Origin of the sequence: Spirillospora sp. NPDC127506 (genome assembly GCF_040302145.1) — a bacterium.
Taxonomy (GTDB): domain Bacteria; phylum Actinomycetota; class Actinomycetes; order Streptosporangiales; family Streptosporangiaceae; genus Spirillospora.
This window is the reverse complement of sequence record NZ_JBEORG010000003.1, coordinates 67,583-90,865: the sequence shown is the minus strand read 5'-3', so window position 1 is coordinate 90,865 and position 23,283 is coordinate 67,583. Positions and strand designations below refer to the sequence as shown.

General features: G+C 73.4%; 25 protein-coding genes. 9 read left to right on the top strand and 16 right to left on the bottom strand.

Features of this window, described 5'->3' with window-relative positions; genetic code table 11:
* The first annotated feature begins 8 nt into the window (after nt 1–8).
* On the top strand, nt 9–845 hold the full coding sequence (locus ABTW95_RS04775; protein ID WP_500224597.1) for a RecB family exonuclease: 837 nt from the start codon (nt 9–11) through the stop codon (nt 843–845).
* Here the strand turns inward: ABTW95_RS04775 and ABTW95_RS04770 are convergent.
* Nucleotides 842–1,750 (bottom strand): oxygenase MpaB family protein, encoded by a 909-nt coding sequence (locus ABTW95_RS04770; protein WP_500224595.1) that lies wholly within the window; start codon nt 1,748–1,750, stop codon nt 842–844. The genes ABTW95_RS04775 and ABTW95_RS04770 overlap by 4 nt on opposite strands.
* Nucleotides 1,751–1,883: 133 nt before the next feature.
* On the bottom strand, nt 1,884–2,075 hold the full coding sequence (locus ABTW95_RS04765; protein WP_500224594.1) for a DUF1059 domain-containing protein: 192 nt from the start codon (nt 2,073–2,075) through the stop codon (nt 1,884–1,886).
* A gap of 135 nt (nt 2,076–2,210) precedes the next feature.
* On the opposite strand from ABTW95_RS04765, the gene ABTW95_RS04760 reads away from it, so the two are divergent.
* Both ABTW95_RS04760 and ABTW95_RS04755 read left to right on the top strand, forming a co-directional pair.
* Nucleotides 2,211–2,735: an Imm21 family immunity protein gene (locus ABTW95_RS04760; RefSeq protein ID WP_500224592.1), complete on the top strand. Its 525-nt coding sequence runs from the start codon at nt 2,211–2,213 to the stop codon at nt 2,733–2,735.
* A complete protein-coding gene (locus tag ABTW95_RS04755) occupies nt 2,735–4,318 on the top strand; it encodes an FAD-binding oxidoreductase (RefSeq protein WP_500224589.1) in 1,584 nt (527 codons plus the stop codon). Before ABTW95_RS04760 ends, ABTW95_RS04755 begins: the two co-directional genes overlap by 1 nt.
* Here the strand turns inward: ABTW95_RS04755 and ABTW95_RS04750 are convergent.
* Entirely contained in the window at nt 4,287–4,931 is a 645-nt protein-coding gene (locus ABTW95_RS04750; RefSeq protein ID WP_500224586.1) for a class I SAM-dependent methyltransferase, read from the bottom strand. The two genes, ABTW95_RS04755 and ABTW95_RS04750, sit on opposite strands and share 32 nt — an antisense overlap.
* A gap of 80 nt (nt 4,932–5,011) precedes the next feature.
* Between ABTW95_RS04750 and ABTW95_RS04745 the strand changes: the two genes are divergently transcribed.
* The gene (locus tag ABTW95_RS04745; protein WP_500224584.1) at nt 5,012–5,614 is read left to right on the top strand and encodes a class I SAM-dependent methyltransferase; all 603 of its coding nucleotides are present in this window, start codon (nt 5,012–5,014) and stop codon (nt 5,612–5,614) included.
* A 59-nt stretch (nt 5,615–5,673) separates the two neighbouring features.
* Complete coding sequence (locus ABTW95_RS04740) at nt 5,674–6,990, top strand: metal-dependent hydrolase family protein (RefSeq protein ID WP_500224582.1); 1,317 nt, start codon at nt 5,674–5,676, stop codon at nt 6,988–6,990.
* Here ABTW95_RS04740 and ABTW95_RS04735 read toward each other — a convergent pair.
* Nucleotides 6,969–8,213: an alpha/beta hydrolase family protein gene (locus tag ABTW95_RS04735; protein ID WP_500224580.1), complete on the bottom strand. Its 1,245-nt coding sequence runs from the start codon at nt 8,211–8,213 to the stop codon at nt 6,969–6,971. The two genes, ABTW95_RS04740 and ABTW95_RS04735, sit on opposite strands and share 22 nt — an antisense overlap.
* Before the next feature lie 93 nt (nt 8,214–8,306).
* Here ABTW95_RS04735 and ABTW95_RS04730 point away from each other — a divergent pair, with 93 nt between their 5' ends.
* The gene (locus ABTW95_RS04730; RefSeq protein ID WP_500224579.1) at nt 8,307–8,921 is read left to right on the top strand and encodes a TetR/AcrR family transcriptional regulator; all 615 of its coding nucleotides are present in this window, start codon (nt 8,307–8,309) and stop codon (nt 8,919–8,921) included.
* 40 nt (nt 8,922–8,961) lie between these two features.
* Here ABTW95_RS04730 and ABTW95_RS04725 read toward each other — a convergent pair whose 3' ends face one another.
* A complete protein-coding gene (locus ABTW95_RS04725) occupies nt 8,962–9,543 on the bottom strand; it encodes a TetR/AcrR family transcriptional regulator (protein ID WP_500224576.1) in 582 nt (193 codons plus the stop codon).
* 92 nt (nt 9,544–9,635) lie between these two features.
* Here ABTW95_RS04725 and ABTW95_RS04720 point away from each other — a divergent pair, with 92 nt between their 5' ends.
* On the top strand, nt 9,636–10,565 hold the full coding sequence (locus tag ABTW95_RS04720; RefSeq protein WP_500224575.1) for an SDR family oxidoreductase: 930 nt from the start codon (nt 9,636–9,638) through the stop codon (nt 10,563–10,565).
* Nucleotides 10,566–10,568: 3 nt separating this feature from the next.
* Here the strand turns inward: ABTW95_RS04720 and ABTW95_RS04715 are convergent, their stop codons facing one another.
* On the bottom strand, nt 10,569–11,444 hold the full coding sequence (locus tag ABTW95_RS04715; protein ID WP_500224573.1) for an alpha/beta fold hydrolase: 876 nt from the start codon (nt 11,442–11,444) through the stop codon (nt 10,569–10,571).
* Between the two features lie 58 nt (nt 11,445–11,502).
* On the opposite strand from ABTW95_RS04715, the gene ABTW95_RS04710 reads away from it, so the two are divergent.
* Nucleotides 11,503–12,213 carry a glycerophosphodiester phosphodiesterase gene (locus ABTW95_RS04710; RefSeq protein WP_500224571.1) on the top strand — a complete coding sequence of 237 codons (711 nt, stop codon included), beginning with the start codon at nt 11,503–11,505 and terminating at the stop codon, nt 12,211–12,213.
* A gap of 47 nt (nt 12,214–12,260) precedes the next feature.
* On the opposite strand, the gene ABTW95_RS04705 is transcribed toward ABTW95_RS04710, so the two are convergent.
* From ABTW95_RS04705 to ligD (ABTW95_RS04670), 8 genes are all read right to left on the bottom strand, one after another.
* Nucleotides 12,261–13,700 carry a DEAD/DEAH box helicase gene (locus ABTW95_RS04705; RefSeq protein WP_396448326.1) on the bottom strand — a complete coding sequence of 480 codons (1,440 nt, stop codon included), beginning with the start codon at nt 13,698–13,700 and terminating at the stop codon, nt 12,261–12,263.
* A gap of 548 nt (nt 13,701–14,248) precedes the next feature.
* Complete coding sequence (locus ABTW95_RS04700; RefSeq protein ID WP_396448327.1) at nt 14,249–14,551, bottom strand: GlsB/YeaQ/YmgE family stress response membrane protein; 303 nt, start codon at nt 14,549–14,551, stop codon at nt 14,249–14,251.
* Between the two features lie 108 nt (nt 14,552–14,659).
* Nucleotides 14,660–14,893 carry a DUF3107 domain-containing protein gene (locus tag ABTW95_RS04695; RefSeq protein WP_396448328.1) on the bottom strand — a complete coding sequence of 78 codons (234 nt, stop codon included), beginning with the start codon at nt 14,891–14,893 and terminating at the stop codon, nt 14,660–14,662.
* Nucleotides 14,894–15,072: 179 nt separating this feature from the next.
* The gene (locus ABTW95_RS04690; protein WP_396448330.1) at nt 15,073–15,702 is read right to left on the bottom strand and encodes a TetR/AcrR family transcriptional regulator; all 630 of its coding nucleotides are present in this window, start codon (nt 15,700–15,702) and stop codon (nt 15,073–15,075) included.
* Nucleotides 15,703–15,914: 212 nt separating this feature from the next.
* Nucleotides 15,915–16,190, bottom strand: a complete 276-nt coding sequence (locus tag ABTW95_RS04685) for an Rv3202a family protein (protein ID WP_500224567.1) — start codon at nt 16,188–16,190, stop codon at nt 15,915–15,917.
* The gene (locus ABTW95_RS04680) at nt 16,187–17,560 is read right to left on the bottom strand and encodes a dihydrolipoyl dehydrogenase family protein (protein ID WP_396448332.1); all 1,374 of its coding nucleotides are present in this window, start codon (nt 17,558–17,560) and stop codon (nt 16,187–16,189) included. The genes ABTW95_RS04685 and ABTW95_RS04680 overlap by 4 nt, the downstream gene beginning before the upstream one ends.
* A gap of 107 nt (nt 17,561–17,667) precedes the next feature.
* Entirely contained in the window at nt 17,668–18,576 is a 909-nt protein-coding gene (gene ligD, locus ABTW95_RS04675; protein WP_500224564.1) for a non-homologous end-joining DNA ligase, read from the bottom strand.
* Nucleotides 18,577–18,603: 27 nt separating this feature from the next.
* The gene (gene ligD / locus ABTW95_RS04670; RefSeq protein ID WP_396448334.1) at nt 18,604–19,578 is read right to left on the bottom strand and encodes a non-homologous end-joining DNA ligase; all 975 of its coding nucleotides are present in this window, start codon (nt 19,576–19,578) and stop codon (nt 18,604–18,606) included.
* 113 nt (nt 19,579–19,691) lie between these two features.
* Between ligD (ABTW95_RS04670) and ku the strand changes: the two genes are divergently transcribed.
* On the top strand, nt 19,692–20,591 hold the full coding sequence (gene ku, locus ABTW95_RS04665; RefSeq protein WP_396448335.1) for a non-homologous end joining protein Ku: 900 nt from the start codon (nt 19,692–19,694) through the stop codon (nt 20,589–20,591).
* Between the two features lie 22 nt (nt 20,592–20,613).
* Here ku and ABTW95_RS04660 read toward each other — a convergent pair whose 3' ends face one another.
* Together ABTW95_RS04660 and ABTW95_RS04655 are read right to left on the bottom strand one after the other, a co-directional pair.
* Nucleotides 20,614–20,916 (bottom strand): hypothetical protein, encoded by a 303-nt coding sequence (locus ABTW95_RS04660; RefSeq protein WP_396448336.1) that lies wholly within the window; start codon nt 20,914–20,916, stop codon nt 20,614–20,616.
* Nucleotides 20,901–23,177, bottom strand: a complete 2,277-nt coding sequence (locus ABTW95_RS04655; RefSeq protein WP_396448337.1) for an MMPL family transporter — start codon at nt 23,175–23,177, stop codon at nt 20,901–20,903. Before ABTW95_RS04655 ends, ABTW95_RS04660 begins: the two co-directional genes overlap by 16 nt.
* Nucleotides 23,178–23,283: the final 106 nt, after the last annotated feature.

The window sequence follows — 23,283 nt, the reverse complement described above, 5'->3', positions numbered from 1 at the left end:
GGCTGACCGTGGAGCAGCTGGGCTTCGACGGGATGCCCCAGCGGCTGTACACGTGCACGCCGTCGCGGCTGAACACCTGGCTGGACTGCCCGCGCCGCTACCGGATGACCTACCTCGATCGTCCGATGCCGCCGAAGGGCCCGCCGTGGGCGCACAACAGTCTCGGCGCGAGCGTGCACAACGCCCTGGCGGGCTGGTGGCGGCTGCCGCTCGCCGAGCGCACGCCCGAGGCCGCCGGGCGGCTGCTGGTGCGGGGCTGGCTGACGGAGGGCTTCCGCGACGAGGCGCAGTCCGCGCGGTGGCGCGAGCGGGCCCGCGAGATGACCGAACGCTACGTCGCGGGCCTCGACCCGGCCGACGAGCCGCTCGGCGTCGAGCGCACGGTCGCGACCCGCACCGACCGGATCGCGGTGTCCGGCCGCATCGACCGCCTCGACGCGCGCGGCGAGGAGCTCGTCGTCGTCGACTACAAGACGGGGCGGCACGTCCTGACCTCGGACGACGCCCGCGGCTCCCTCGCCCTCGCGATCTACGCGGCGGCGGCGTCGCGCGTCCTGCGCCGCCCGTGCCGCCGGGTCGAGCTGCACCATCTGCCGTCCGGCGAGGTCGCGGTGTGGGAGCACACCGACGAGTCCCTGGCCCGGCACATGCGCCGCGCCGAGCAGATCGCCGCCGAGGCCGCCGCGGCCGACGAGGCGTACCGGTCGCACGGCCGCACGGACGACGAGGTCTTCCCGCCGCGCCCGAGCACCCTGTGCGGGTGGTGCGACTTCGCCCGCCACTGCCCGGAGGGGCAGGAGGCCGCCCCGCGCAAGGAGCCCTGGGCGGCCCTCCCGGCCGGCTAGGCCGGCTCGAGCGCCCGCCTGCCCGGCCAGCGGCGCGGGTCGCGGAGCCCGTACAGCCCCTTGCTGAGGTCGTAACCTTCGGCGGCGAGCCGCCGCCTGCACCGTTCGAGCATGTCGCGGGTGTTCTTCGCGAACGCGTAGTCGTGCAGCCGCTCCGGGACGGAGTTCATCGCGAGCCGGAACGATCTCAGCGCCGCCGTCACCGCGGGCTGCGGCACCTCCGGCAGCGTCCCGTACATCGCGCGCGCCCAGTCCGGCAGGGTGTAGTAGCAGAGCGCCCCGAACGGGAAGTAGCCGGGCTTCCCCGGCGCTAGGAACTTCAGGTTGTCCGGCAGCGCCGGCCACATGAGGAACCGGACGGTCTCCGCGGCCTCCTCGGTGACGCGCAGCCTCGGCCGCATCTCGGCGAAGAACGCCTCCATCTCGGCGACGCTGCCGGGAACGTCCTCGGCGTGCAGCCCGACGAGCGCCGCCGACTTGCGCTGCTCGTCCAGGTACCGGTCGGCCATGGCGTCGGTGAGCGGCAGCCCGGCGCGCCGCGCCACCTCCAGGTAGGAGTAGACCTCGGCGCAGTGCACCCACAGCAGCAGCTCCGGCTGGTCGAGCCGCTCCTTCTTGCCGGTGTCGTGGTTGAGGATGCGCAGGCTCCGGTGGATCTCCCGCACCCGGTACGCGGCCTTCTCGACCTCCTCCGGGCTGCCGAACGTGCCGAGCCCCACGAAGTCGGACGTCCGCTGGAGCCGTCCGAACGGGTCTTCGCGGAAGTTCGAGTTCTGCCACACCCCCCACATCGCCATGGGGTGCAGCGCTTGCAGCATCAGGCTGCGCACCCCGCCGACCCACATGGTCCGGTCGAGGTGGATCCGCCAGGTGACGCTCTCGGGGGGCTGGACGGTCGCGGGCAATGGACACCTCCATGAGACAAACTCATGTAAGTGTGTCATTACCGCCGGGCGCGTCCGACACCGCCCCCTCGTTCCGCTCAGGATGCGTCTTCGCCGGGGCCCTCGTGGTACGCGCGCCGCGCCGTCCCGGGTCCTACCGGACGCTCAACTCCTCGTTCTTGAGGTTGTGGCGGATCTCGTCCCGCAGCTCGGGCGTGTCCTCGTGCCCGTGCACGGAGGCGGCGTGCTCGGCGGCGGCGCGGACGACCTCGTCCTCCTCGCCGCTGATGGTGAGCGTGCACCCCATCTCGCTCGGCATGTCCCTGCAGTCGACGACCTTGCGCATGATTCCCCCTCGTGCCCGCCGCACCGCCGCGCCTTACTCTCAATCGTCACATAAGCCCAGGTCGAAGAGAAGAGGTGCGCGGATGTCGGAGGCGCCCTGTACTGTGGCGCGGCCACCGACGGAAGGCGGGAAGCGATGGGGCTGACGTGGGTCGAGTCCGGGGGAGGGCCGCTGCTGGCCGCGCCCGCGTCGCAGCTCGCCCACTGGGGCGGCGTGGCGGACGACGACGGCCCGGTGGAGACGTGGGGCGACTACGGGCGCGCGTGCGCGGTCGAGGGCTACATAGGGCTGGTGGACGTCGGCGCCGGGCAGGGGCTCGTCCTCGGCGACGAGCCCGCCATCACGACCTACCTGCCCGACGAGCGGCTCTTCGTGCGCTGGGCCGCGGCCGACTCGGAGGCCGAACTGCTCGCCGCGGCGCGCAGCGCCCTCCGGGACGTCCGATGGGACGCCGGTGAAGACCTCGTCTGGGACGTGGACGGCCCGGTCGTCCTCATCGACGCCGCGTGGCCCGGAGCGACCCCGGAACCCGGCAACCACCTGCGCATCGACCTGCCGCCCGGCAGCTACCGCGTCCGCGCCGCCTACCGCGAGGACGGCGCCGCCTGGATGATCCTCGTCCAGCTCCAGCCGCGGCCGGATCCCGGCATCATGGGGTGATGCGGTCTTGGTGGGGCTGGGGTCATCTGGAGGACGCGGTCACCGGCGCGGAGCGGGCGGCGCTGATCGGCCGGGTGGCCGCGCTGCTGCCGGGCGCCGACCTGGCCGATCACGAACCGCCGCCGGTCGGCGAGCTGGGCCTGGCGCCGCCGCGGGTCTCGCCGCCCCCGGCGCTCGCCGGCCTCTGCTCGGACGACCCCGCAGACCGCGCCGGGCACGCCCGGGGCAAGGCGTTCCGCGACGTGGTCCGCAACCTGCTGGGCGAGCTCGGGGACGTCCCCGACCTGGTGGTGCGGCCGCGCGGCGAACGCGATGTGGTCGACGTGCTCGACTGGTGCGCCGGCGCCGGGATCGCGGTGATCCCCTACGGCGGCGGAAGCTCGGTCGTCGGAGGCGTCGAGCCGCGCCTGGACGGTGACCACGCCGGCGCGGTCAGTCTCGACCTCGGCCGGCTCGGCGAGGTGATCGAGGTGGACGCCGCCGCCCGCGCCGCCCGGATCCAGGCGGGCGTCTACGGCCCGGCCCTCGAAGACCGCCTGCGCCCGCACGGGCTGACCCTGCGGCACTTCCCGCAGTCGTTCGAGTTCTCCACGCTCGGCGGATGGCTGGCCACCCGCTCGGGCGGCCACTACGCGACCGTCCTCACCCACATCGACGACCTCGTCGAGTCGATGCGGGTGGTGACGCCGATAGGGGTGAGCGAGTCCCTGCGGCTGCCCGGCTCGGGCGCGGGCCCGTCCCCGGACCGCCTCTTCCTGGGCTCGGAGGGCGCCCTCGGCGTCATCACCGAGGCGTGGATGCGCCTCCAGGAGCGCCCGCGATGGCGCGCCGGGGCATCGGTCCTCTTCGCACGCTATGACGACGCCGTCGACGCGACCCGCGCCCTGGCGCAGTCCGGTCTCAACCCGGCGAACTGCCGCCTGCTCGACCCCATGGAAGCGCTGCTGAACGCCGGCACCGACTCGCCCGGCGGCGTGCTGGTGCTGGGCTTCGAGTCCGCCGATCACCCTGTCGACGCGTCCCTGGACCGGGCCCTGGAACTGTGCGGGGACCACGGCGGCCGTCCGCAGCCGCGCTCGGCGCGCGACGCGTCCGGCACCTGGCGCACCGCGTTCCTGCGCATGCCCTACCAGCGCGACGCCCTCGCCGCCCACGGCATGATCGTGGAGACCTTCGAGACCGCCTGCACGTGGGGCGCCTTCCCCGCCCTGCGCGAGGCGGTCGTGGCGGCGGCCAGGGAGTCGATGCGCGCGGTCGGCGCGCCGGGCGTGGTGACGTGCCGCTTCACCCACGTCTACCCGGACGGCCCGGCGCCCTACTTCGGCGTCTACGCCGCCGGTCGCTGGGGTTCGACCGTCGCGCAGTGGGACGAGATCAAATCGGCGGTCTCCGGCGTCCTCTCGGCGCACGGCGCGACCATCACCCACCACCACGCCGTGGGCCGCGATCACCGCCCCTGGTACGACCGGCAGCGCCCCGCCCCCTTCGCCGCCGCCCTGCGCGCCGTGAAGTCCGCCCTCGACCCGGCGGCGATCCTCAATCCCGGCGTCCTCATCGATCCCGCCGAGCGCTCCCCGCGATGAAGTTCGCGCCCACCGGCCGGACCCGCGCAGACCACCCCAGACCCGCCAGGTCGCGCTCCAAGAGCTCGGGCTCGTGGAACACCTTGACGACGCGGTGCTCGCTGCCGTCACCGAGCCTCCGCCGCACCGACGGGACGGGCTGCCCGGTGAGAACGTCCTCGATCGCGGCCTCCCCCGGCCCGTTGTCGAGGAACACGGCCGCGCCGCCGGGGACGAGCGCGTCCGCGACGGTCTCCCAGAAGCCGGGCAGCAGCGCCGGCGGCACGTGCGACAGCCAGAAGGCGAAGAAGACCGTGTCGTAGCGCCGGGCCGGGCGCCACGTGAACAGGTCGGCGCACACGTACTCGGCGGCCGCGCGTTCCCGCGCGATGGCCAGCACCTCGGGCGAGGCGTCCACGGCGGTCACCGAACGCGCCCGCGCCGCCAGCCGCCCCGTCCACTGCCCGGTCCCGCAGGCCAGTTCCAGCACGTCACCGGAGACCGGAAGCGCGTCGAAAACCGGCCCCAACTCGGGCAGATCACCGCGCTCAAGGTACTCGCGGTCGTACTCGGGCGCCCGCGCCCGGTAGTAAGCGATCTGCTCCCGCACCAGAGCGTCCACGCCGTCATCCATGCCGCCCACGGTAACCCCCCGCTTTGCTTTTTCCGCAAAGGGCTTTGTCGGACCGCGGCGGGTGGGGGCAACCTCGGAGCATGGACGCTCAGTACTGGGATGAGAGGTACCGCAGCCGCGATCGGCTCTATGACGGCGAGCCCAACGAGGCGCTCGTCGCCGAGGCCGCGGGGTTGCAGCCGGGGCAGGCGCTCGACGTGGGCTGCGGCGAAGGGGCCGACGCGATATGGCTGGCCCGGCACGGCTGGCAGGTCACCGCGGTCGACATCTCTCGTACCGCCCTGGAGCGTGCGGCGGCGGCGGCCGGGGACGTCGCCGGCCGTATCGCCTGGGCACGTGCCGACCTGACCGCCACACCGCCTCCGGTCGCCGCGTTCGACCTGGTGTCCGTCCAGTTCTTCCCGCTGCCGCGCAGGCCGGGTCACACCGCGCTCCGGGCCCTCCTGTCCGCTGTCGCTCCCGGAGGCACCCTGCTTTTCGTCAGCCACGATCTCAGCGGCCTGCCGTCGCGGCCCGGCTTCGATCCCGCCGACTACTACGCGCCCGCCGACATCGCCGGGTTCCTCGACGACGCCTGGACCGTCCAGGCCGACGAGACCCGCCCGCGCACCTCGCCGACCCCCGCCGGAGCCCATCACAGCCACACCCACGACATCGTTCTGAAAGCGCAACGCCTGAGGTAGCGCGGGGGTCGTGGCCGGCGGGGGTGGTTCGGCGGCCGCGCAGCGGGCACTAGGCGGGCGTGAGTGCACAGGGGGGCGCCCGGACGATCGTGATCCGGGATGTGCGGATCTTCGACGGGGTGAGCGACCGGGTCCGGGCCGGGCACGTGGTGACCGAAGGCACCAAGATCGCAGCCGTGGGGGAGGGGGAGCCGCCCGCGGGGGACACGGTCATCGACGGGCGCGGGGCGACGCTCATCCCCGGGCTCAGCGACGCCCACGCCCATCTGATCCTGGCGGGCGCCACGCAGAGCGAGCTGATGCTCGGGGGCGCGGGCCTGGGATACCTCAAGGGCGCGGCCGAGGCCGAGGCGATGCTGATGCGCGGGTTCACCACGGTCCGCGACATGGCGGGCGACACCGGCGACCTCAAGCGCATGATCGACGCGGGTGCGCTGCCCGGCCCGCGGATCTATCCCAGCCAGGCGGGGCTCTCGCAGACCGGCGGGCACGGCGACTACGGCATGGTCTACGACGTGCCGACCGTGCTGGGCGGGACCGCGACGCGTGCCGAGCAGCTCGGGCTCATGCGGATCGCCGACGGCCCGGCGCAGGTGCTGGCGGGCGTCCGCGAGCAGTTGAAGAAGGGCGCCTCCCAGATCAAGATGATGGCGGGCGGCGGCGTCGCCTCGGCCTATGACCACCTGGACGTCCTGCAGTACACCGCGGAGGAGCTGCGAGCCGGAGTCCGGGCGGCGGCCGACTGGGGCACCTACGTGGCGGTCCACGTCTACACCGGGGCCGGCATCCGCCGGGCGGTCGAGGCGGGCGTCCAGGTGATCGAACACGGGCACCTGGCGGCGGAGGACGACCTCAGGTTCATGGCCGACCACGGTGCCTGGCTGTGCGTCCAGCCGTTCGCCGAGAGCGACCACACGTACCCGAACCCGGCGTCGGCCGAGAAGAACCGGCAGGTGTGCGAGGGGGTCGAACGCGTCTTCGGGTGGGCGCTGGAGCATGGGGTGCGGATCGCGTTCGGCACCGACCTGATGCTCGACCCCGCCCGCAGCGCCAGGCAGAGCGAGATGCTCGCCCGGCTGGCCGGGCTCGCGGGCGGACCCATGGCGGCGTTGCGGATCGCGACGTCCGGTAACGCCGAGCTGTTCCGCAAGTCCGGCCCGCGCGACCCGTACCAGGTCCCGACCGCCGCCGACGCGGCCGCCTACGGCACCGAGCCCCATGTCGCCCACCTGGGCGTCATCGCGAAGGGGGCATGGGCCGACCTGCTCCTGGTCGACGGCGATCCCACACGGGACCTGAGCCTGCTGGCGGACCCCGCCGCCAATCTGAAGGTGATCATCAAGGACGGCCGCGTCTACAAGGGCGCGCCGGCCTGATCGATGGCGGCGGTGAGACCGACCCGGTCGTCCAGGAAGTCGAAGAACCGCTGGGCGGCGAGGGCGCGCGCCATCGGCTGGCAGTGTCCGGCGGCCCCTTCGGCCTCGGTGAAGCGGACGAGCTCCTTCTCGCCCGGCAGCATGTCGTACAGGCGCTCGGGCTGGCCGGCGAAGTACCGCTCGTCGTCCGGGTCGGCGATCAGCACCGGCGTCGTGATCCGCGCGGCGAGCTCCGGGGTGATCCGGTACGGGCGGACGCCCAGGTAGGTGTCGAAGAGGGTCGGCCGGCCGTACGGCTTGGCCCGCCAGGTGAGCATCCGCCTGGTGCCCGCCGGGGCGCGGTCGAGGGCCGCGTTGAACCGGTCGCGCTCGCCGCCGTCGAGCAGCGCCTTCTGCTCGGGCGTCAGCACGGCCTCCCACGCCGCGGTCACGTCGACCACCCCGCCGTCGATCACGGCCGCGGCGAAGCGGTGCTCGAACGCCAGCGCGCGCGGGGCCCAGTAGCCGCCCTGGCTGACGGCGTAGAGCGCGAGCCGCCCCGGGTCGACGTCCGGGCGGCGCAGCACGGTGTCGACGACCGGTGTGAGGACGTTCTCCCAGTCGGGACGGAACGGCACGCCCCGCTCGAACAGCATGCGCTGCTGGCCGGGCCCGTCGAACAGCACGACGTTGTAGCCGCGCGCCGCGGCCTCGGAACCGTGGCCGGGCCACAGGTAGCTCAGCGCGCCGTCCGCGCCGTTGGTCACCACCAGCGTCGGTTTCGGGCCCTCCCCGCGCGCGGGGAAGAACCAGCCGGGCAGCGTCGTGTCCTCGTAGGGGATGTCGAGCCGTTCGGGCGGTTCGTCCAGCAGGCCGAGGTACCCCTCCCAGCACCGGCGGTACGCGGCGAACGTCCGCGCGATCACGGCGTCCGGGTCGGCGCACCCGTCGGCCACCAGGACGCACGCGGTGTAGTAGGTCGCGGCGCGCAGCAGGGCGCCGCGGGCGCTCACCCGGTGGCCCCGGCGCAGGCTGTCGCCGCCGATCGCGGCGACGCGGTCCGCCGTCGCCTCCCATTCGCGCTCCCATGAGGCGTAGTCGCCGTCGGTGATGCGGTCGATCGTGGTCAGCGCCTCGCCGGTGTCCGCCGCGCCGGTGTGGACGCGGCCGAGCATCGCCCGGGTCATGGAGTTCATCCCGGGGTCGGTGAAGAAGGTGGAACGCGTGCCCGTGGCAGTGGTCATGCCGGTCGCTCCGTTCAAATAAGAGTGGAATCCATCTCTTATGAGAGTAGGCCGCCCCGATAAGGAATGCAAACCTCCCTTATAATCGGGGCTGTGACCTCCGACACCCAACCCGTTCGCCGGCGCCGCCGCGGAGCCGAACTCGAGGCGGCGCTGCTGGACGCCGCCTGGAACGAGCTGGTCGAGACGGGCTTCGCGAAGCTGACCATGGAGTCGGTCGCCGCCCGCGCCGGCACCGGCATCGCCGTGCTGTACCGGCGCTGGGCCAACAAGGACGAGCTCGCGCTCGCCGCGCTGGAGCACCACCGCAGCAGCCATCCGGTCGACATCCCCGACACCGGAACCCTGCGCGGCGACCTCGTCGCCGCGCTCACCGGCATGGGCGAGGCCCGCGCCGCCTTCTTCGTCACCGTCGCGGTCACCGCCTTCTCCGGGCTGCTGGCCGACACGGGGCTCACCCCCACCCAGGTGCGCGACCGCATCCTGGGCGAGCAGCGGCTCACCCGCGTCGAGACCATCTACCGGCGCGCCCACGACCGCGGTGAGATCGACCTGGACCGGATCCCCGCAGACGTGCTCGCCCTGCCGTTCGACCTGGTGCGGCACGACCTGCTCATGAACCTCGAACCCGTGAAGCCCGCCCGCGTCCAGTCGATCGTCGACGACCTCTTCCTGCCCCTGGTCCGCGAGCACCAGGGCCGGTCATAGGCGGCCGCGCACCGCGCCGGACGGCGGCCGGCCGCCGTGCTCACACGGCCGCGGGGCCGGCCGAGCGTGCCACGGACCTCAGCTCGGCGAGGGACTCCCGGATGAAGTCGAGGAGTTCCTTCCCGGCCGGGGCGTCCAGCCAGCGTGCGAACGCGACCTTGAGGACGGCGATCCCGGCCTCGGCGGTCAGGGCGGCGGCCGGGTCCGGGACGCCGCGCTCGCGCAGGGTCCCGGCGAGGGCCGCGGCGAAGCCGGCCATCTTGATCAGCTCGCGTTCGCGCAGCTCCGGGTTCGCCATGATGATCGCCTGGCGGCGGCGGGCCCGGTCGAGGTTCCCCAGGAAGACGCCGCCGACCGCCTCCAGCGCCAGGGCCGTCGCCTCCAGCGGGGTCGCGGAGGCGGGGGCGTCGGCCACGGCGGACGTGAGCATGTCCTGGAGTTCGGCCGTGCCGCCGAACAGGACCTCGCGCTTGTCGGCGAAATGGCGGAAGTACGTCCGCTCGGTGACGCCCGCGCGCGCGGCGATCTCCGCCACGGTCGTCTTCTCGAAACCGCGTTCCTCGTAGAGGTCCAGTGCCGCCTGTTCGAGCCGGCCGCGCGCGTTCGGCTCCCATCGCCCCATACGACGCGATCCTAGCCGATGACAGGGACTGACATCGGTGTGCTACGGTGACGACAGTGACTGACATCGGTCGCGGTACTGGAGGTTTCCTCATGCGCGTTTTCGTCACCGGGGCGTCCGGCTGGATCGGGTCCGCCGTCGTCCCCGAGCTCATCGGCGCGGGTCACGAGGTCGTCGGGCTCGCGCGGTCGGACGCGTCGGCCGCGGCGCTCGGCAAGGCCGGAGCCGAGGTGCGGCGCGGCAGCCTGGACGACCTCGGCGTCCTGCGGGACGCGGCCGCCGGTTCGGACGGGGTGGTCCACCTCGCGTTCAAGCACGACGTCGCGTTCGGGGAGGGCCGCTTCCTGGACGCCGCCAACGCCGACCGCCGCGCGGTCGAGACGTTCGCCGACGCGCTCGCCGGCACCGGCAGGCCGTTCGTGCTCGCGTCCGGGCTGCTCGGCCTCGCGCCGGGACGCGTGGCGACCGAGCGGGACGAGGGCGACGCCGCCGGATGGGGGGAGGGGCCGTCGGTCCGCCAGGGCACGGCCGGCCTCACGCTCTCCCTCGCGTCGCGCGGTGTCCGCTCGTCCGTCGTGCGGCTCCCCCCGACCGTGCACGGCGAAGGGGACAAGGGGTTCGTGGCGGGTCTGGTCGCCATCGCCCGCGCCAAGGGGGTCTCCGGTTACCTCGGGGACGGGGCCAACCGCTGGCCCGCCGGGCACGTCCAGGACGCCGCGAGCCTGTTCCGGCTGGCGCTGGAGAAGGCCCCGGCCGGGTCGGCGCTGCACGCCGCCGCCGACGAGGGTGTGCCGCTGCGCGCCGTCGCCGAGGTGATCGGACGCCGGCTCGGCGTGCCGGCCGCTTCCATCGCCCCGGAGGACGCCCCCGGGCACTTCGGGTGGCTCGCCCCGATGGTCGGGGCCGACAGCCCGGCGTCGAGCGCGCTGACCCGCGAGCTGGTGGGCTGGCGGCCGACCCGCCCCGGCCTCCTCGACGACCTGGAGCTGGGCCACTACTTCGCCGAAGGGGCGGGCCGCTGACCGCTACTTGAGCGTGTGCTCCGCCTCGTTCCAGAACGTGCGGAGCGCGGCGGCCGTGGTCTCGGGGGCCTCCCAGGCGGGGGAGTGGGCGGCCCCCGGGATGACCACCTTCGCGGCGCCCAGGCGCTCGGCCATGACGGCCTGGGCCGCGGGGGACCACACGTCGTCGTCCTCGCCGTAGAGGACGAGCGTGCGCAGGCTGGACTCGGTGCAGTGCTTGGCGAGCTCGTCGACGAGATCGGGCGCCGTGAGGATCTCGTTCGCCATGCAGGCCAGGCCCTTCTCGGAGTTGCCGAGCGTACGGGCCCGCAGGAACGCGAGGATCTCATCCTGGAGGCCCCGTCCGACATAGTCGGGTTCGAGGCTGAGCGCCCAGATCTGCTCCATGCCCAGTTCCGGGATGGCGTCGCGGAGGGCGCGGGCCTTCGCCGCGGCCTGGCCGTCGACGGCGGACGGACCCGAGCTCATCAGCGTGAGCGAGGCCGGAAGCGCCCCGGAGAGGACGGTCTCCCGGCACACGAGACCGCCGAACGAGTGCCCCACCAGGTGGACCGGGTCGGGGCCGAGGACGTCCAGCAGGGCCGCGATGTCGTCGCCCAGGGCCGCGCGGGTGTAGGCGGAGGCGTCGTCAGGGCCGAGCGACTCGTACTGGCCGCGCATGTCGACGGCGACGACCCGGCGCCCGGACGCGGCGAGCGTCTGCAGGACGGCGAGGAAGTCCTCCTTGCTGCCGGTGAGGCCCGGGACGAGCAGGGCGGGGCAGCGTTCGGGCACGCCCGATCCGGGGAGCGCCTCCAGCGCGGCGAACGGGCCGCGGGAGGTCTCGACCGTCGTACGGCTGACGCCGGGGGGCAGGGTCAGGAACCGGGGCGTACTCACGGGGTACCAGCCTAGTCAATGGCATCGGTGAAAAAGTTTCGGTGGTAGCGTCACGAGCGTGCCTTCCAAGCCGGCCATCTCCGCGCACCGCCGTGACGAGGCGGGGCTGGCGGGGCTCAGCGAGGCCGCCGCGTCCGGCGCCGAGTACGTGGAGATCGACATCAGGCGGACGGGCGACGGGCGCCTCGTCGTCCACCACGACCCGGAGGTCGGCGGGCTCCGCCTGAGCCGGCTGAGCTATGCCCGGATCCAGGACCTCGCGACCCGGCCCGTCCCCCTCGTCAGCGACGCCATGGACGTCATCGCGGGCCGCGCCCTGGGCCATCTCGACCTCAAGGAGCGCGGCTGCGAGCACGAGACCGTCGCGCTCGCCGTGGAGGCGTTCGGACGGGACGGGTTCGTCGTCACCACCCGCGAGGTCGGCTCCCTCTTCGAGATCAAGAAGAGCTTCCCGGGGGTGCGGACGGCCCTGTCGGTCGGGCGCAACCTGTGGGAGCGCGGCGCCGCGCACGACTTCGCGCCGCTGCGCCTCGTCCGCCGGGCGGGCGCCGACATGGTCGCGCTCAACCACCGGCTGGCCCGCGTCGGCGTGCTGCGGCAGTGCGGCCGCGCCGGCGTCCCCGCCATGATCTGGACGGTCAACGCCGAGACCGTGATGCGGCGCTTCCTCGGCGACCCGCGCGTCGCCGTCCTCGTGACCGATCACCCCGGCACCGCCCTGCGGCTACGGGACGGCCGGAACGGGGACCGCGGCCACGCCCGGACATAGCACAACCGCGAGACCCGGTGGAGGTCTCGCGGTCGTGACCTGGTGGATCACGCCGTCTGCGACGCCTCGGCGGCCTCGGCCTGCCCTGCGGCGGGCCGGCCGGAGCGGGTGCGGCGGCGGGTGCGGCTGCGCTTGCGCTCGGTCGCGACCGCGTCGACGACGTTGTCGTCCGCGGCGGCCTCGGCCTCCGCCGCGGCCGCCTCGACCGGCTTGCCGGCCCGGGTGCGGGTCCGGTTGCGCTTGCGGCGGCGCGGCCGGGGACGCTCGCGCTCCCGGTCCCGGTCGCCGCGCGGGTGGCTGCGGACCTTGCCGGTCTCGCCGATGTCCTCCAGCTCCTCGGCGTCCAGCCCGGCGCGCCCGTGCCGCTTCTCCTTCGGCAGCGTGCCCTTCGTGCCCTCGGGGATGCCGAGCGCCGCGAAGAAGTGCGGGGACGTCGAGTAGGTCTCCTCGGGGGCGGCGAACGGCAGGTCGAGCTGGCCGTTGATCAGCTTCCACCGGGTGAGGTCGGACCAGTCGACGAACGTGACCGCGACGCCCTTCTTGCCCGCGCGGCCCGTCCGGCCGATGCGGTGCACGTAGGTGTCGGCGCTGTCGGGGCACTCGTAGTTGACGACGTGCGTGACGTCGTCGACGTCGAGGCCGCGTGCCGCCACGTCGGTGGCCACCAGCACGCCGATCTTGCCGTTGCGGAACGCGCGGAGCGCCCGCTCGCGCTGGCTCTGCCCGAGGTCGCCGTGCACGGCGGCGGCGTCGAAGCCGCGCTGCGCCAGGTCGGCGGCCACGCGGTCGCAGGCCCGCTTCGTCTGGCAGAACACCATGGTCAGCCCGCGGCCCTCGGCCTGCAGGAGGCGCGCGAGCATCTCCGGCTTGTCCATCTGGTGGGCCTGGAACACGTGCTGGGCGACCTGCGGCGCCGCGTCCGACTCGGTGTGCGACTCGGCCCGGACGTTGGTCGGGCGGGTCAGGTACTTGCGCGACAGCGCGACGATCTCGCCCGGCATGGTGGCCGAGAACAGCATCGTCTGCCGCTGCTTCGGGATCCGCTCGACGATCCGCTCGATGTCGGGCAGGAAGCCGAGGTCGAGCATGCGGTCGGCCTCGTCCAGCACCAGGATCCCGACCTTGGACAGGTCGAGGTGCTTCTGCTTCACGAGGTCGAGGAGCCGGCCGGGCGTGCCGACGACGACGTCGACGCCCTCGCGCAGCGCGCTGATCTGCGGCTCGTACGCGCGCCCGCCGTAGACGGACAGGACGCGGGTGCCGAGCTTGCCGCCGGCGACGAGCAGGTCGTCGGTGACCTGGAGGGCCAGCTCGCGGGTCGGGGCGACGACGAGCGCCCGCGGCTCCCTGCCGCCGTGCTCGATGCGCTGCAGCAGCGCGGCGCCGAACGCGAGGGTCTTGCCGGTGCCCGTGCGGGCCTGGCCGATGATGTCGTGCCCGCCCAGCGCGATCGGCAGGGCGAGCTCCTGGATGGGGAACGCTTCCACGATGCCCTCGGCTTCAAGGGCGTCTGCTATCTCGGGGACGACCCCGAGTTCACGAAAGGTAGTCAGGGCTTTCAGCCTCCAATGTGCGGGGTCTCCGCTCCCGGGTGCGGCGCGGCTCGCCGGCGCGACTCCGTCCTCGCGGACGCGTCCGTCGTACCTGTTGCCGCGCGCTCGCGCGGGAGGGACCAGCCGTTGATCAAATCTCTCGGCGACCGCAGTCAGGGGTTGAAAGCAGTCACTCGCTGTGGCTGCGTGCGGTCACACTCCGCGACGCAGTGTACCGACCGGCAGTTGCATACACCAATAGCCGATCACTGGACCCAACGTTTCCGCGGTTTCGTCTATTCCATGCCCGTTCCTCCAGGCATTATCCGGCGGGGGCGGAGGCGCTCCCCGGCTCGCCGGCGCGGTCCGCGCGAGCGGCCACATCCGGACAGGTCGCGGCCGGGGCGGACGCCCGGCCGGGCGTCCGGAGGCCCGCCGGTACGGGGAAAGCCCCCGCCTGGCGGACGGGGGCCTTCGCTGGGGGTCGGTCGGTGGGCGGCGCGTCAGAACGTGCCGCGGCGGGTGCGCCAGCCGCTCCTGCGGCCGCTGCCGCGCCCGCGCGTGTTCAGCGCCGTCAGCGCGGCCACGCCGAGCGCCGCGATGACGACCGAGAACACGAAGGCGACGAGGGTGCCCGCGCCGAGCGCGTCCGCGACCACGCCGCCGAGGATCGCGCCGGCGATGCCGACGAGGATCGTCAGCAGGATACCGATCGGGTTGCGGCCCGGGACGAGCAGCCGGGCGAGGGCTCCGATGACGGCACCGACGACGATGAACCAGAGGATCGTCGTGAGCATGTCGATCATCCACTCCTTTTCCGTGGGCCGGACGGCCCGTGAACGACGATCGATATGCCCGTTGTGTCGGGTTGAAACAAAATGCAGGTCAAGGCCCGGTCGAACCGGGCCGGGCCGTCACGTGTACTGCGTGCCGAAGCCCACGCTGCGCTGCTCCTCCTCGGAGATCTCCAGGTAGCCGACGCTGGCGGCCGGGACCGCGACGCGCCCCGCGCGCCTGTCCTTGAGGACGAGCACGCCGTTCGGCTCGGTGAGCGCGGCGGACAGCGCGTCCGTCACCTCGTCGGCCGACTGCGCCGTGTCCACCACCAGTTCCCTCGGCACGTTCTGCACCCCGATGCGAACCTGCAACGCGCTGCTCCCGTCGTCCCTCGCGCCCGCCGACCACCGGCGGGTCCCCTCCGATGGTCGCACGGAGATCACCGGATCCGCGGTCACTCGGTTGAGCCGAGGGTGAACGCACCGCCGGCCGCCGCGCGGAGATCGTCCCGCCGGGGCCGGTGTGCCGCCGGGGGGCGCCGTGCGGCCGGTCAGCCCTGGTCCGCCGTGCGGGGGAAGCCGGAGATGCCGCGCCAGGCGAGCCGGGCGATGACCTTCTCCGCGGTGTCCTTGGGGATCGGGCGGTGCTGGGAGAGCCAGAACCGGGCGCTGACCTCCGCCATGCCGACCAGGCCCATGCCGAGCAGGTGCGCCTCCTCGGCGGGGGCGTTGGTGTCCTCGGCGATGACCTGGGCGATCATCTCGGCGCACTGCTGGTTGGCGCGCTCGACGCGGGCCCGGACGGGCGCCACGTTGCGCAGATCGGACTCGAAGACGAGCCGGTACGCCTCGCCCTCGCCGTCGACGAAGTCGTAGAAGGCCTGCATGCTCGCCTGGACGCGCAGCTTGTTGTCCGTGGTGGACTCCAGCGCCTCGCGGACGATCTTCACCAGGGCCTCGGCGTGCTCGTCCAGCAGGGCGAGGTACAGCTCCAGCTTGCCCGGGAAGTGCTGGTAGAGCACGGGTTTGCTGACGCCTGCGCGCTCGGCGATCTCGTCCATCGCCGCAGCGTGGTACCCCTGCGCGACGAACACCTCCTGGGCCGCGCCGAGCAGCTGCTTGCGGCGCGCCAGCCGCGGCAGCCTCGTGCCGCGGGGGCGGGCGTCCGGGGTCGCGGTCACCACACTCTCCGATCACCGAATCGTCGCGGCGGGAGGGGGTGCTCCGCCGCGTGTGAACAATCACATCATCCTACGCGCGGGTAACTCCGCCGGTCGCACATGAGGACCGGCGTCGTTCCTTCGCGCAGGTCAGTGTATTCCCGCCGGGGGCCGAGCGCCCCGCACCGATACTTTCGGTAAACCTTGTTGCCTGTGGCGGGAGCCAACGCAGGTCACCGGTAGTCGTCCTCGTCCACCGGCACCTCGCGGCGCTGCTCGGCCACGTCGGCCTCGTTCGCGTCGTCCGGTATCGGGGCGATGTCGACGCGGTCGCCGGCCTCGTCCAGCGCGGCGCGCTGCTCGGCGGCGTCGGCGGCGTTCGCGTCGTCCGGCATCGGGGCGGCGCCGACCGGGTCGCCCGCCTCGTCGAGGGCGACCCGCTGCTCGAACGCGTCGGCCTCGTCGACGGTGTCCGGGGCCAGGCGGTCCAGGTCGTCGGTCTCGCTCATCTCGGCTCCTCCTCAGCAGTCCCGCCGGGCAGGCCGCCCGCCAGCTCGCGCAGCGGCGCCTCCACCGCCTCGCCGTACGTCGGGAACGGGTGGACGACGTCGGCGAGCAGGCTCAGCGGCGTCTCCGCCCGGATGGCCAGTGCGATCTCGCTCATCCACTCCTCGGCGTAGCGTCCGGCCGCGGCGGCGCCGACCAGGAGCCCGCGGGAGCGGTCGGCGTAGAGTTCCACCCGGCCGCGCTCGTCGGCCTCCACCGCGGCCCGCGCCGTCGCGGCGAGGTCGTACCCGGCGGTGGCGAGGTCTATGCGAAGTTCCTCCGCCTGTGTGGGGGAGATCCCGACCGAGTAGACGGTGGGGGAGGTGTAGACGACGCGGGGGATCGCGCGGTAGTCGGCCTCGCGGCGCCGCCCGAGGAGGTTCGACAGCACGACGTCCGCCTGGTAGCGGGCCGCGTGCGCGGTGCGCGCGACGCCCGTGACGTCGCCCGCCGCCCACACGCCCCCGGTCGCGGACGGCACCGCGCACGTCTCGTCCACGGGGATGCCCTCGCCGGGCCGGACCGCGACGCCGAGGTTCTCCAGCCCGAGCCCCGCCACGCGCGGGCGGCGCCCGGCGGCGACGAGGACGCGGTCGGCGTCCAGCGTCCCGCCGTCCGACAGCCACAGCCGCACGCCGACGTCCTTGCGCTCGGCGTTGCCGACGGCGGCGCCGAGCCGCAGGTCGACGCCCATGCGGCGCAGCGCGTCCGCGAGGATCTCGCCGGCGAACGGCGCCTCCGCGGTCAGCAGCCGCCCGGACGACTCGACGACCGCGACCTGCGACCCGAACGCCGCGTACACCTGCGCCAGCTCGCAGCCGACCGGGCCGCCGCCGAGGATCACCAGCCGGCGCGGCAGGTCGGGCACCGACAGCGCCTCGGCGCTCGTCCACAGCGGGACGTCCGCGAGCCCCTCGACGGGCGGGATCACCGGCTCGCCGCCGGTGCAGACGACGAGGTCGCCGTAGCCGTGCACGGCCCCGTCCACCTCGACCCGCCCGGGTTCGAGGACGCGGCCCCGGCCGCGCAGCACGGTGACGCCGTCCTCGGCCATCCGCGCGACGGCCGGGTCGTCGCCGCGCCGCCCGGCCGGCGCGTCGCGCCCGGTCAGCGCGTCGCGGCGGGCGAGCGCCATCTCCCAGGTCTCGCCGCGCCGCGCCGACAGCAGCAGCGACTTGGACGGGACGCACGCGAAGTACGGGGACTCCCCGCCGACCAGGCGGCTCTCCACGAGCGCGACGTCCCGGCCGGCGCGGGCGAGGCCCGCCGCGACCCGTTCCCCCGCCGTTCCCCCGCCCAGCACCACGGCGTCGTAGTGGTGGTTCTGCGACAACTGCCCTTCCCTCCACCCCGCTCGGTGTCCCCGCGTCCATGGTGGCGGAATCCGAACCCGGAGAGTGCCGGTTCGAACACATAGGGCACTCGGATTTCACGGGTTCGTCAGGGAAGGGGGCGGTGGTCCTCCAGAAGCGGCTTGAGGAGGTCGCCGTGCTTGTCCACCCGGGCGAGCACCTCGCCGGGGGAGAACACCAGGTCGGCCGCGTCCTGGCAGGCTTCGAGCTCGTCCCAGGTGACCGGGGTCGAGACGGACGGGCGGCTCGCGGCCCGCAGCGAGTACGGCGCGACGGTCGTCTTCGCCGGGTTGTTCTGGCTCCAGTCGACGAAGATCCTGCCCTTGCGCAGCCGCCGCTCCATCTTCGCGACGATCAGCCGGGGGTGGTCGGCGGCGAGCCGCTCGGCGACGGATTTGGCGTACTCCGACGTCCGCTCGGCCTCCTTGGGCTCCTTGATCGGGACGTACAGGTGCAGGCCCTTCTTCCCGCTCGTCTTCGGGTACGACTCAAGGCCGTCCTCGGCGAGCAGGTCGCGGAGCAGCAACGCCACCTCGCACGCCTCCACGACCGTGGCCGGGTCGCCGGGGTCGAGGTCGAAGACCAGGAGGTCGGGGTTGTGGATCTTGCCGCGCGGCCCCACCTTCCACTGCGGGACGTGCAGTTCCAGCGCCGCGAGGTTCGCGCACCACACGAGCGTGGGCAGGTCGTCGATCACGATGTACTCGACCGTGTCGCGGCCCCTGGTGCTGCCCGGGCTCGGCACGGTCGCGGTGCGGATCCAGCCGGGCGTGTGGGACGGGGCGTTCTTCTCGAAGAACTTGCCGCCGTCCACGCCTTCCGGCCAGCGGATGCGGGTGGCGGCGCGGTCCTTCAGGTGCGGCAGCATCACCGGCGCGATGCGCGCGTAGTAGTCGATGACCTCGCCCTTCGTGAACTCCGGGTAGAGGTTCTTGCCGAGGTTGGACAGCGTCAGCTGACGCCCGTCCACCTCCACGGCGGTCTTCTCGCCGCTCACGCGCCGCCGCCCGCGGCCGGGTCCGGGCTACTGCTCACTCGTGACCTCCAGGGGGTCCTTGTCGTCACGCAGGCCCCGCCAGGACGGGAAGCGCAGGCGGCCGTCCCTGGTGCGGGCGCTGTAGGCGACCTCCCCGACGAGCCGCGGCTCAACCCATTGGGCGTCCTTGGCGAACTCGCGCGGGACGGCCTCGTCGTAGGGGCTCGTCGGGCGCCGCAGCGGCCACAGCGTCTCGTACAGCTCGTCCAGCGCGCGGTCGGTGAAGCCCGTCCCGACGTGGCCGACGAAGCCCAGCAGGCCCTTGACGTCGTACTCGCCCAGGAGCAGCGACCCGACCCCGCCTTCGCGCCGTCCCTTGCCGGGCTTCCAGCCGCAGATGACGACCTCGCGCGTCATGAAGTTCTTCACCTTGCGCCAGAAGTCGACGCGGCGGCCGGGACGGTAGGGGGAGTCGAGCCGCTTCGCGAGGACGCCCTCCATGTGCTGCTCGCGGGTGAAGGCGAGCAGCTCCCCGACCTGCGACCGGTCTTCGCCGTGCAGGTACGGCGGCACCTCCACCGGGCCGGACCCGGCCAGGTCGAGCTCGGCCAGCAGCGATCTGCGGTCGGTGTAGGGCAGGTCGTACAGGACGTGCCCGTCCAGGAACAGGACGTCGAACACCACGTACCGGACGGGCACGAGGCGGATCAGGCGGGGGTCGGGATGCTCGACGTGCATCCGGCGCTGGAGGCGCTCGAAGCTGGGCCGCCCCTCGTCGAAGGCGACGACCTCTCCGTCCAGGACGACATCGTGGTCCGGCAGCAGGTCGGCGAGGGCGGACAGCTCCGGGTACCGTCCCGTCACCTCGCCGCCGCGCCGCCCGCAGGCCCGGACGCCGTCCGCGGAGACGTGCGACAGGACGCGCACGCCGTCCCACTTCAGCTCCAGGCCCCAGTGCTCGCCGTCGGAGGGGAGGTCCCCGGTGGCGGCCATCATCGGCTCAACGGGCCACGGCATGGTCATACCGCCGTCTTACCCGGCCCCCGCCCCGCAGAAAAGGATCAAGGCGCCGTTCTGGCGCAAATCGCGCGAGGTTGCGACGCTAGGAGCCGGAACGTGCTGGGTAAGGACGGGTCATGCGGAGCATCTGGAAGGGCGCGATCTCGTTCGGGCTGGTGACCATACCGGTGAAGCTCTATTCGGCGACCGAGCAGAGGGACGTCAGCTTCCACCAGGTGCACCGGGAGGACGGCGGGCGCATCAAGTACAAGCGCGTCTGCACGATCGACGGTGAGGAGGTCCCCTACTCCGACATCGCCAAGGGCTACGAGCTGCCCACCGGCGAGATGGTCATCCTCACCGACGAGGACTTCGCCGACCTGCCCCTGTCGTCCAGCCGCCGGATCGACGTCCTGCAGTTCGTGGAGCAGGACGAGGTCGACCCGATCTACTTCGCGAAGTCCTACTACCTGGAGCCGGACGCGCAGGGCGCCAAACCCTACGTGCTGCTCCGCGACGCGCTGGAGAACTCCGGGCAGGTCGCCATCGTCAAGGTGGCCCTGCGGCAGCGCGAGTCCCTCGCCACGCTGCGCGTCCGGGAGGGCGTCTTCGTGCTGGAGACGATGCTGTGGCCGGACGAGGTCCGCACCCCCGACTTCCCGTTCCTCGAAGAGGACATCGAGATCCGCAAGCAGGAGCTGTCGATGGCGACGTCCCTCATCGAGTCGATGGAGGGCGAGTTCGACCCCACCGAGTACAAGGACGCCTACCGGGAGGCGCTCCAGGCGGTGATCGACGCCAAGGTGGAGGGCAGGGAGGTCACCCGGCCCGAGGAGGCCGAGGAGGAGCCCGCCGCCGACCTGCTCAGCGCGCTGCGCGCCAGCGTGGAGGCCGCCAAGAAGAGCCGCGGCGAGCGCGACGGCAGGGCCGCGTCGTCCAAGGGCGCGTCCGGCAAGAAGCCCGCGGCCCGCAAGTCGTCGCCGAAGTCGGGCGCGAAGAAGGAGCCGGCGAAGAGCCGCACCCGCAAGTCGGCCTGATCGGCGGTGCCGGGAGGGGCGGTCAGTTGTCGCGGCGGGCGGTGAGGACGCGGCCGAGGGCGGCGGCGGCGCCGGACGGGTCGGTGCACGGCGCGATGCGCTCGCCCCAGCCGTAGAAGTAGGACCAGACGCCGCCGGAGCCCTCCGGGGCGGCGATGACGCTCTCGTTGATCCGCCGCATGTGCGGGTCGGCGACGGTCGCGGACGGCAGGCGGTCGCCGGGCGCGGCGACCTCGACCGCCCAGCCCGCGGCGCGCAGCGCCTCGGTGAGCCGGTCCAGGTGCCCGAGCGCCGTGTCGGCCTCGGTGATCAGGCGCGTGGCCATGGAGCCTCCAAAGGGACGTCCCGTGAAGTCGTGTGGGGGTCCGCCGGGCATGGTCCGTCGCGGTACGCGTCACGCGCGGTGGTGCCGGTGGAATGCCGTTCAGTCTCGCGCCGGGTGAGGGAGACCACAAGCGGTTTCCGCGGATTGGCGGCCGGGACTTCGCGGATCCCGTACCTGCGGTAGAGGCGGGCGAGCGGACCGGGCGCCCACCAGTTCACCCGGCCCATCAGCCGCATCATGGCGGGGACGAGCAGTGCCCGGACGACCGTCGCGTCCATCAGGATCGCGACCGCCATCCCGACGCCCACCATCTTGATGAACGTGATGCCGGAGGTGGCGAACGCGCCGATCACGACGATGAACAGCAGCGCCGCGCTGGTGATGATGGACCCGGTGCGCTGGACCCCCGCGGCCACCGCCGCGACGTTCGACCCGGTCAGGTCGTACTCCTCGCGGACCCGCGACAGCAGGAAGACCTCGTAGTCCATCGAGATGCCGAAGAGCAGCACGAGCATCAGGATCGGCATGGCGGGCGCGATCGCGCCGATGGCGGTGAAGTCCAGGAGCCCGGACAGGTGGCCCTCCTGGAAGACGAGCACCACCAGGCCGAACGTCGCCGACAGCGACAGCAGGTTCATCGCGATCGCCTTCAGCGGCAGGACGACCGAGCCGAACGCCAGGAACAGCAGCACGAACGTCGCGCCGCCGACGAGCAGCGCGAGCCACGGCAGCGCGCCGGCGAGACCGGCCAGCTCGTCCACGACGTCGGCCGTGGAGCCGCCTACGCGCACCTGCGCCCCGGCCGGCGGCGGGACGTCGCGGATCCGCTGGACCAGGTCCCGCGCGGCGTCGGAGTACGGGTCGGCGTCGTAGCGGACCGCGAACCGCGTCGTCTCCGCGTTCGCGCCGGTGACGGTGGCGCCGGCAGCGCCCGGCAGCGCCGCGAGCCGGTCGCCGAAGGCGTCGATCGACGCCCGGTCGGACGTCCCCGTCACCACCGCGTTGATCGGGTCCGTGGCGTTGTGCGGGAACCGCGTCTCCATCGCCTCGGCGACGGTCCTGGCGCCGGTGCCCTCCGGCAGCGCGGCGGCGTCGACGCCGCCCCAGTTGATGCGCAGGAACGGCCCGCCGAGCGCCGCGAGCAGCGCCACCGTCGCCACCGCGTAGACCACCGGGCGGCGCATCACGCTGCGCGCGAGCCGTCCCCACCAGCCGCGGGACGGCCGGCGCCGGCGGCGGAGGGAGAGCGCGTCGACCTTCGGGCCGAGGACGGAGAGCAGGGCGGGCAGCACGGTCAGCGCGCCGGCCATGCACACGAACACGGTCGCGATGCCGCCGTACCCCATCGAGACCAGGAAGTTCTGGTCGAACAGCAGCAGCCCGGACAGCGAGACCGCCACCGTGACGCCCGAGACGGCGACCGTGCGCCCGGCGGTGGTCATCGTGGCGGCGAGGGCGTCCTCGATGGACGTCCCGTCCCGGCGCAGCTCCTCGCGGAACCGGCTGACCATGAACAGGCCGTAGTCGATCGCGAGGCCGAGGCCGAGGAAGGTGCTGATGTTCACCGCGAAGATCGACACGTCGGTGAGCCGGGCGAGCGCGTGCAGGGCGGTGAACGAGCCGAGGATCGCGATGCCGCCGACCAGCAGCGGCAGGCTCGCCGCGACCAGCCCGCCGAAGATCAGCACGAGCAGGACGAGCAGGATCGGCATGGCGATGGCCTCGGCGCGGGGGATGTCCGAGGCGACGCGGTCGTTGATGGCGGCGGCCGTGGCGACCGGCCCGCCGACCTTGGCGGTGAGCCCGCCGCCCACGTCGTCCAGCTCGTCCTTGACCGCCTGGTAGGAGGCGTCCCGCGCGGCCTCGTCGGCGCCGGCCAGTTCGAGGACGGCGTAGGTGGACGTGCGGTCCTCGCTGACGAACTGCGGTGCGCCTGTCGTCCAGTAGGTGGCGGCGCCGGCGACCTTCCCCGGCGGCAGCGCCGCCAGGGAGCGCTCGACCGAGGCGCGGTAGGACGGGTCGTCGACCCCGGTCCCGCCCTGGTAGAGGATCACGACGTCGGCCGCGTCCCGGCCCAGGGCCTGCTCGGCGATCCGCGCCGCCTCGGCGCTCTCGCTGCCCGGGGTCTCGAAGCCGCCGGACGTGCTCAGCGCGCCGAAGACGCCCGTCCCCCACACGCCGGCGAAGACGAGCAGGGCGCCCGCGGCGGCGAGGACCCACCGGCGCCGCCGGTGGACCCACCGGCCCCATCGATCGAACATCCGCTGCCCCCCGCCCGCCGCGACCTCCGGTACCGCCAAGCAGGGTAAACAGCGTTTTGTACTGCTTTGACATAGTTCGGTGGCCGGCGGCTGCCCCGCCGCCGGC

Excerpts from the sequence above, each read along its gene's own strand:
- ABTW95_RS04765 (WP_500224594.1), bottom strand. The coding sequence starts at position 2,075 with ATGCGCAAGGTCGTCGACTGCAGGGACATGCCGAGCGAGATGGGGTGC.
- ABTW95_RS04760 (WP_500224592.1), top strand. The coding sequence starts at position 2,211 with ATGGGGCTGACGTGGGTCGAGTCCGGGGGAGGGCCGCTGCTGGCCGCG.
- ABTW95_RS04755 (WP_500224589.1), top strand. The coding sequence starts at position 2,735 with ATGCGGTCTTGGTGGGGCTGGGGTCATCTGGAGGACGCGGTCACCGGC.
- ABTW95_RS04750 (WP_500224586.1), bottom strand. The coding sequence starts at position 4,931 with ATGGATGACGGCGTGGACGCTCTGGTGCGGGAGCAGATCGCTTACTAC.
- ABTW95_RS04745 (WP_500224584.1), top strand. The coding sequence starts at position 5,012 with ATGGACGCTCAGTACTGGGATGAGAGGTACCGCAGCCGCGATCGGCTC.
- ABTW95_RS04735 (WP_500224580.1), bottom strand. The coding sequence starts at position 8,213 with ATGACCACTGCCACGGGCACGCGTTCCACCTTCTTCACCGACCCCGGG.
- ABTW95_RS04725 (WP_500224576.1), bottom strand. The coding sequence starts at position 9,543 with ATGGGGCGATGGGAGCCGAACGCGCGCGGCCGGCTCGAACAGGCGGCA.
- ABTW95_RS04720 (WP_500224575.1), top strand. The coding sequence starts at position 9,636 with ATGCGCGTTTTCGTCACCGGGGCGTCCGGCTGGATCGGGTCCGCCGTC.
- ABTW95_RS04700 (WP_396448327.1), bottom strand. The coding sequence starts at position 14,551 with ATGATCGACATGCTCACGACGATCCTCTGGTTCATCGTCGTCGGTGCC.
- ABTW95_RS04685 (WP_500224567.1), bottom strand. The coding sequence starts at position 16,190 with ATGAGCGAGACCGACGACCTGGACCGCCTGGCCCCGGACACCGTCGAC.
- ligD (WP_396448334.1), bottom strand. The coding sequence starts at position 19,578 with ATGACCATGCCGTGGCCCGTTGAGCCGATGATGGCCGCCACCGGGGAC.
- ku (WP_396448335.1), top strand. The coding sequence starts at position 19,692 with ATGCGGAGCATCTGGAAGGGCGCGATCTCGTTCGGGCTGGTGACCATA.
- ABTW95_RS04660 (WP_396448336.1), bottom strand. The coding sequence starts at position 20,916 with ATGGCCACGCGCCTGATCACCGAGGCCGACACGGCGCTCGGGCACCTG.
- ABTW95_RS04655 (WP_396448337.1), bottom strand. The coding sequence starts at position 23,177 with ATGTTCGATCGATGGGGCCGGTGGGTCCACCGGCGGCGCCGGTGGGTC.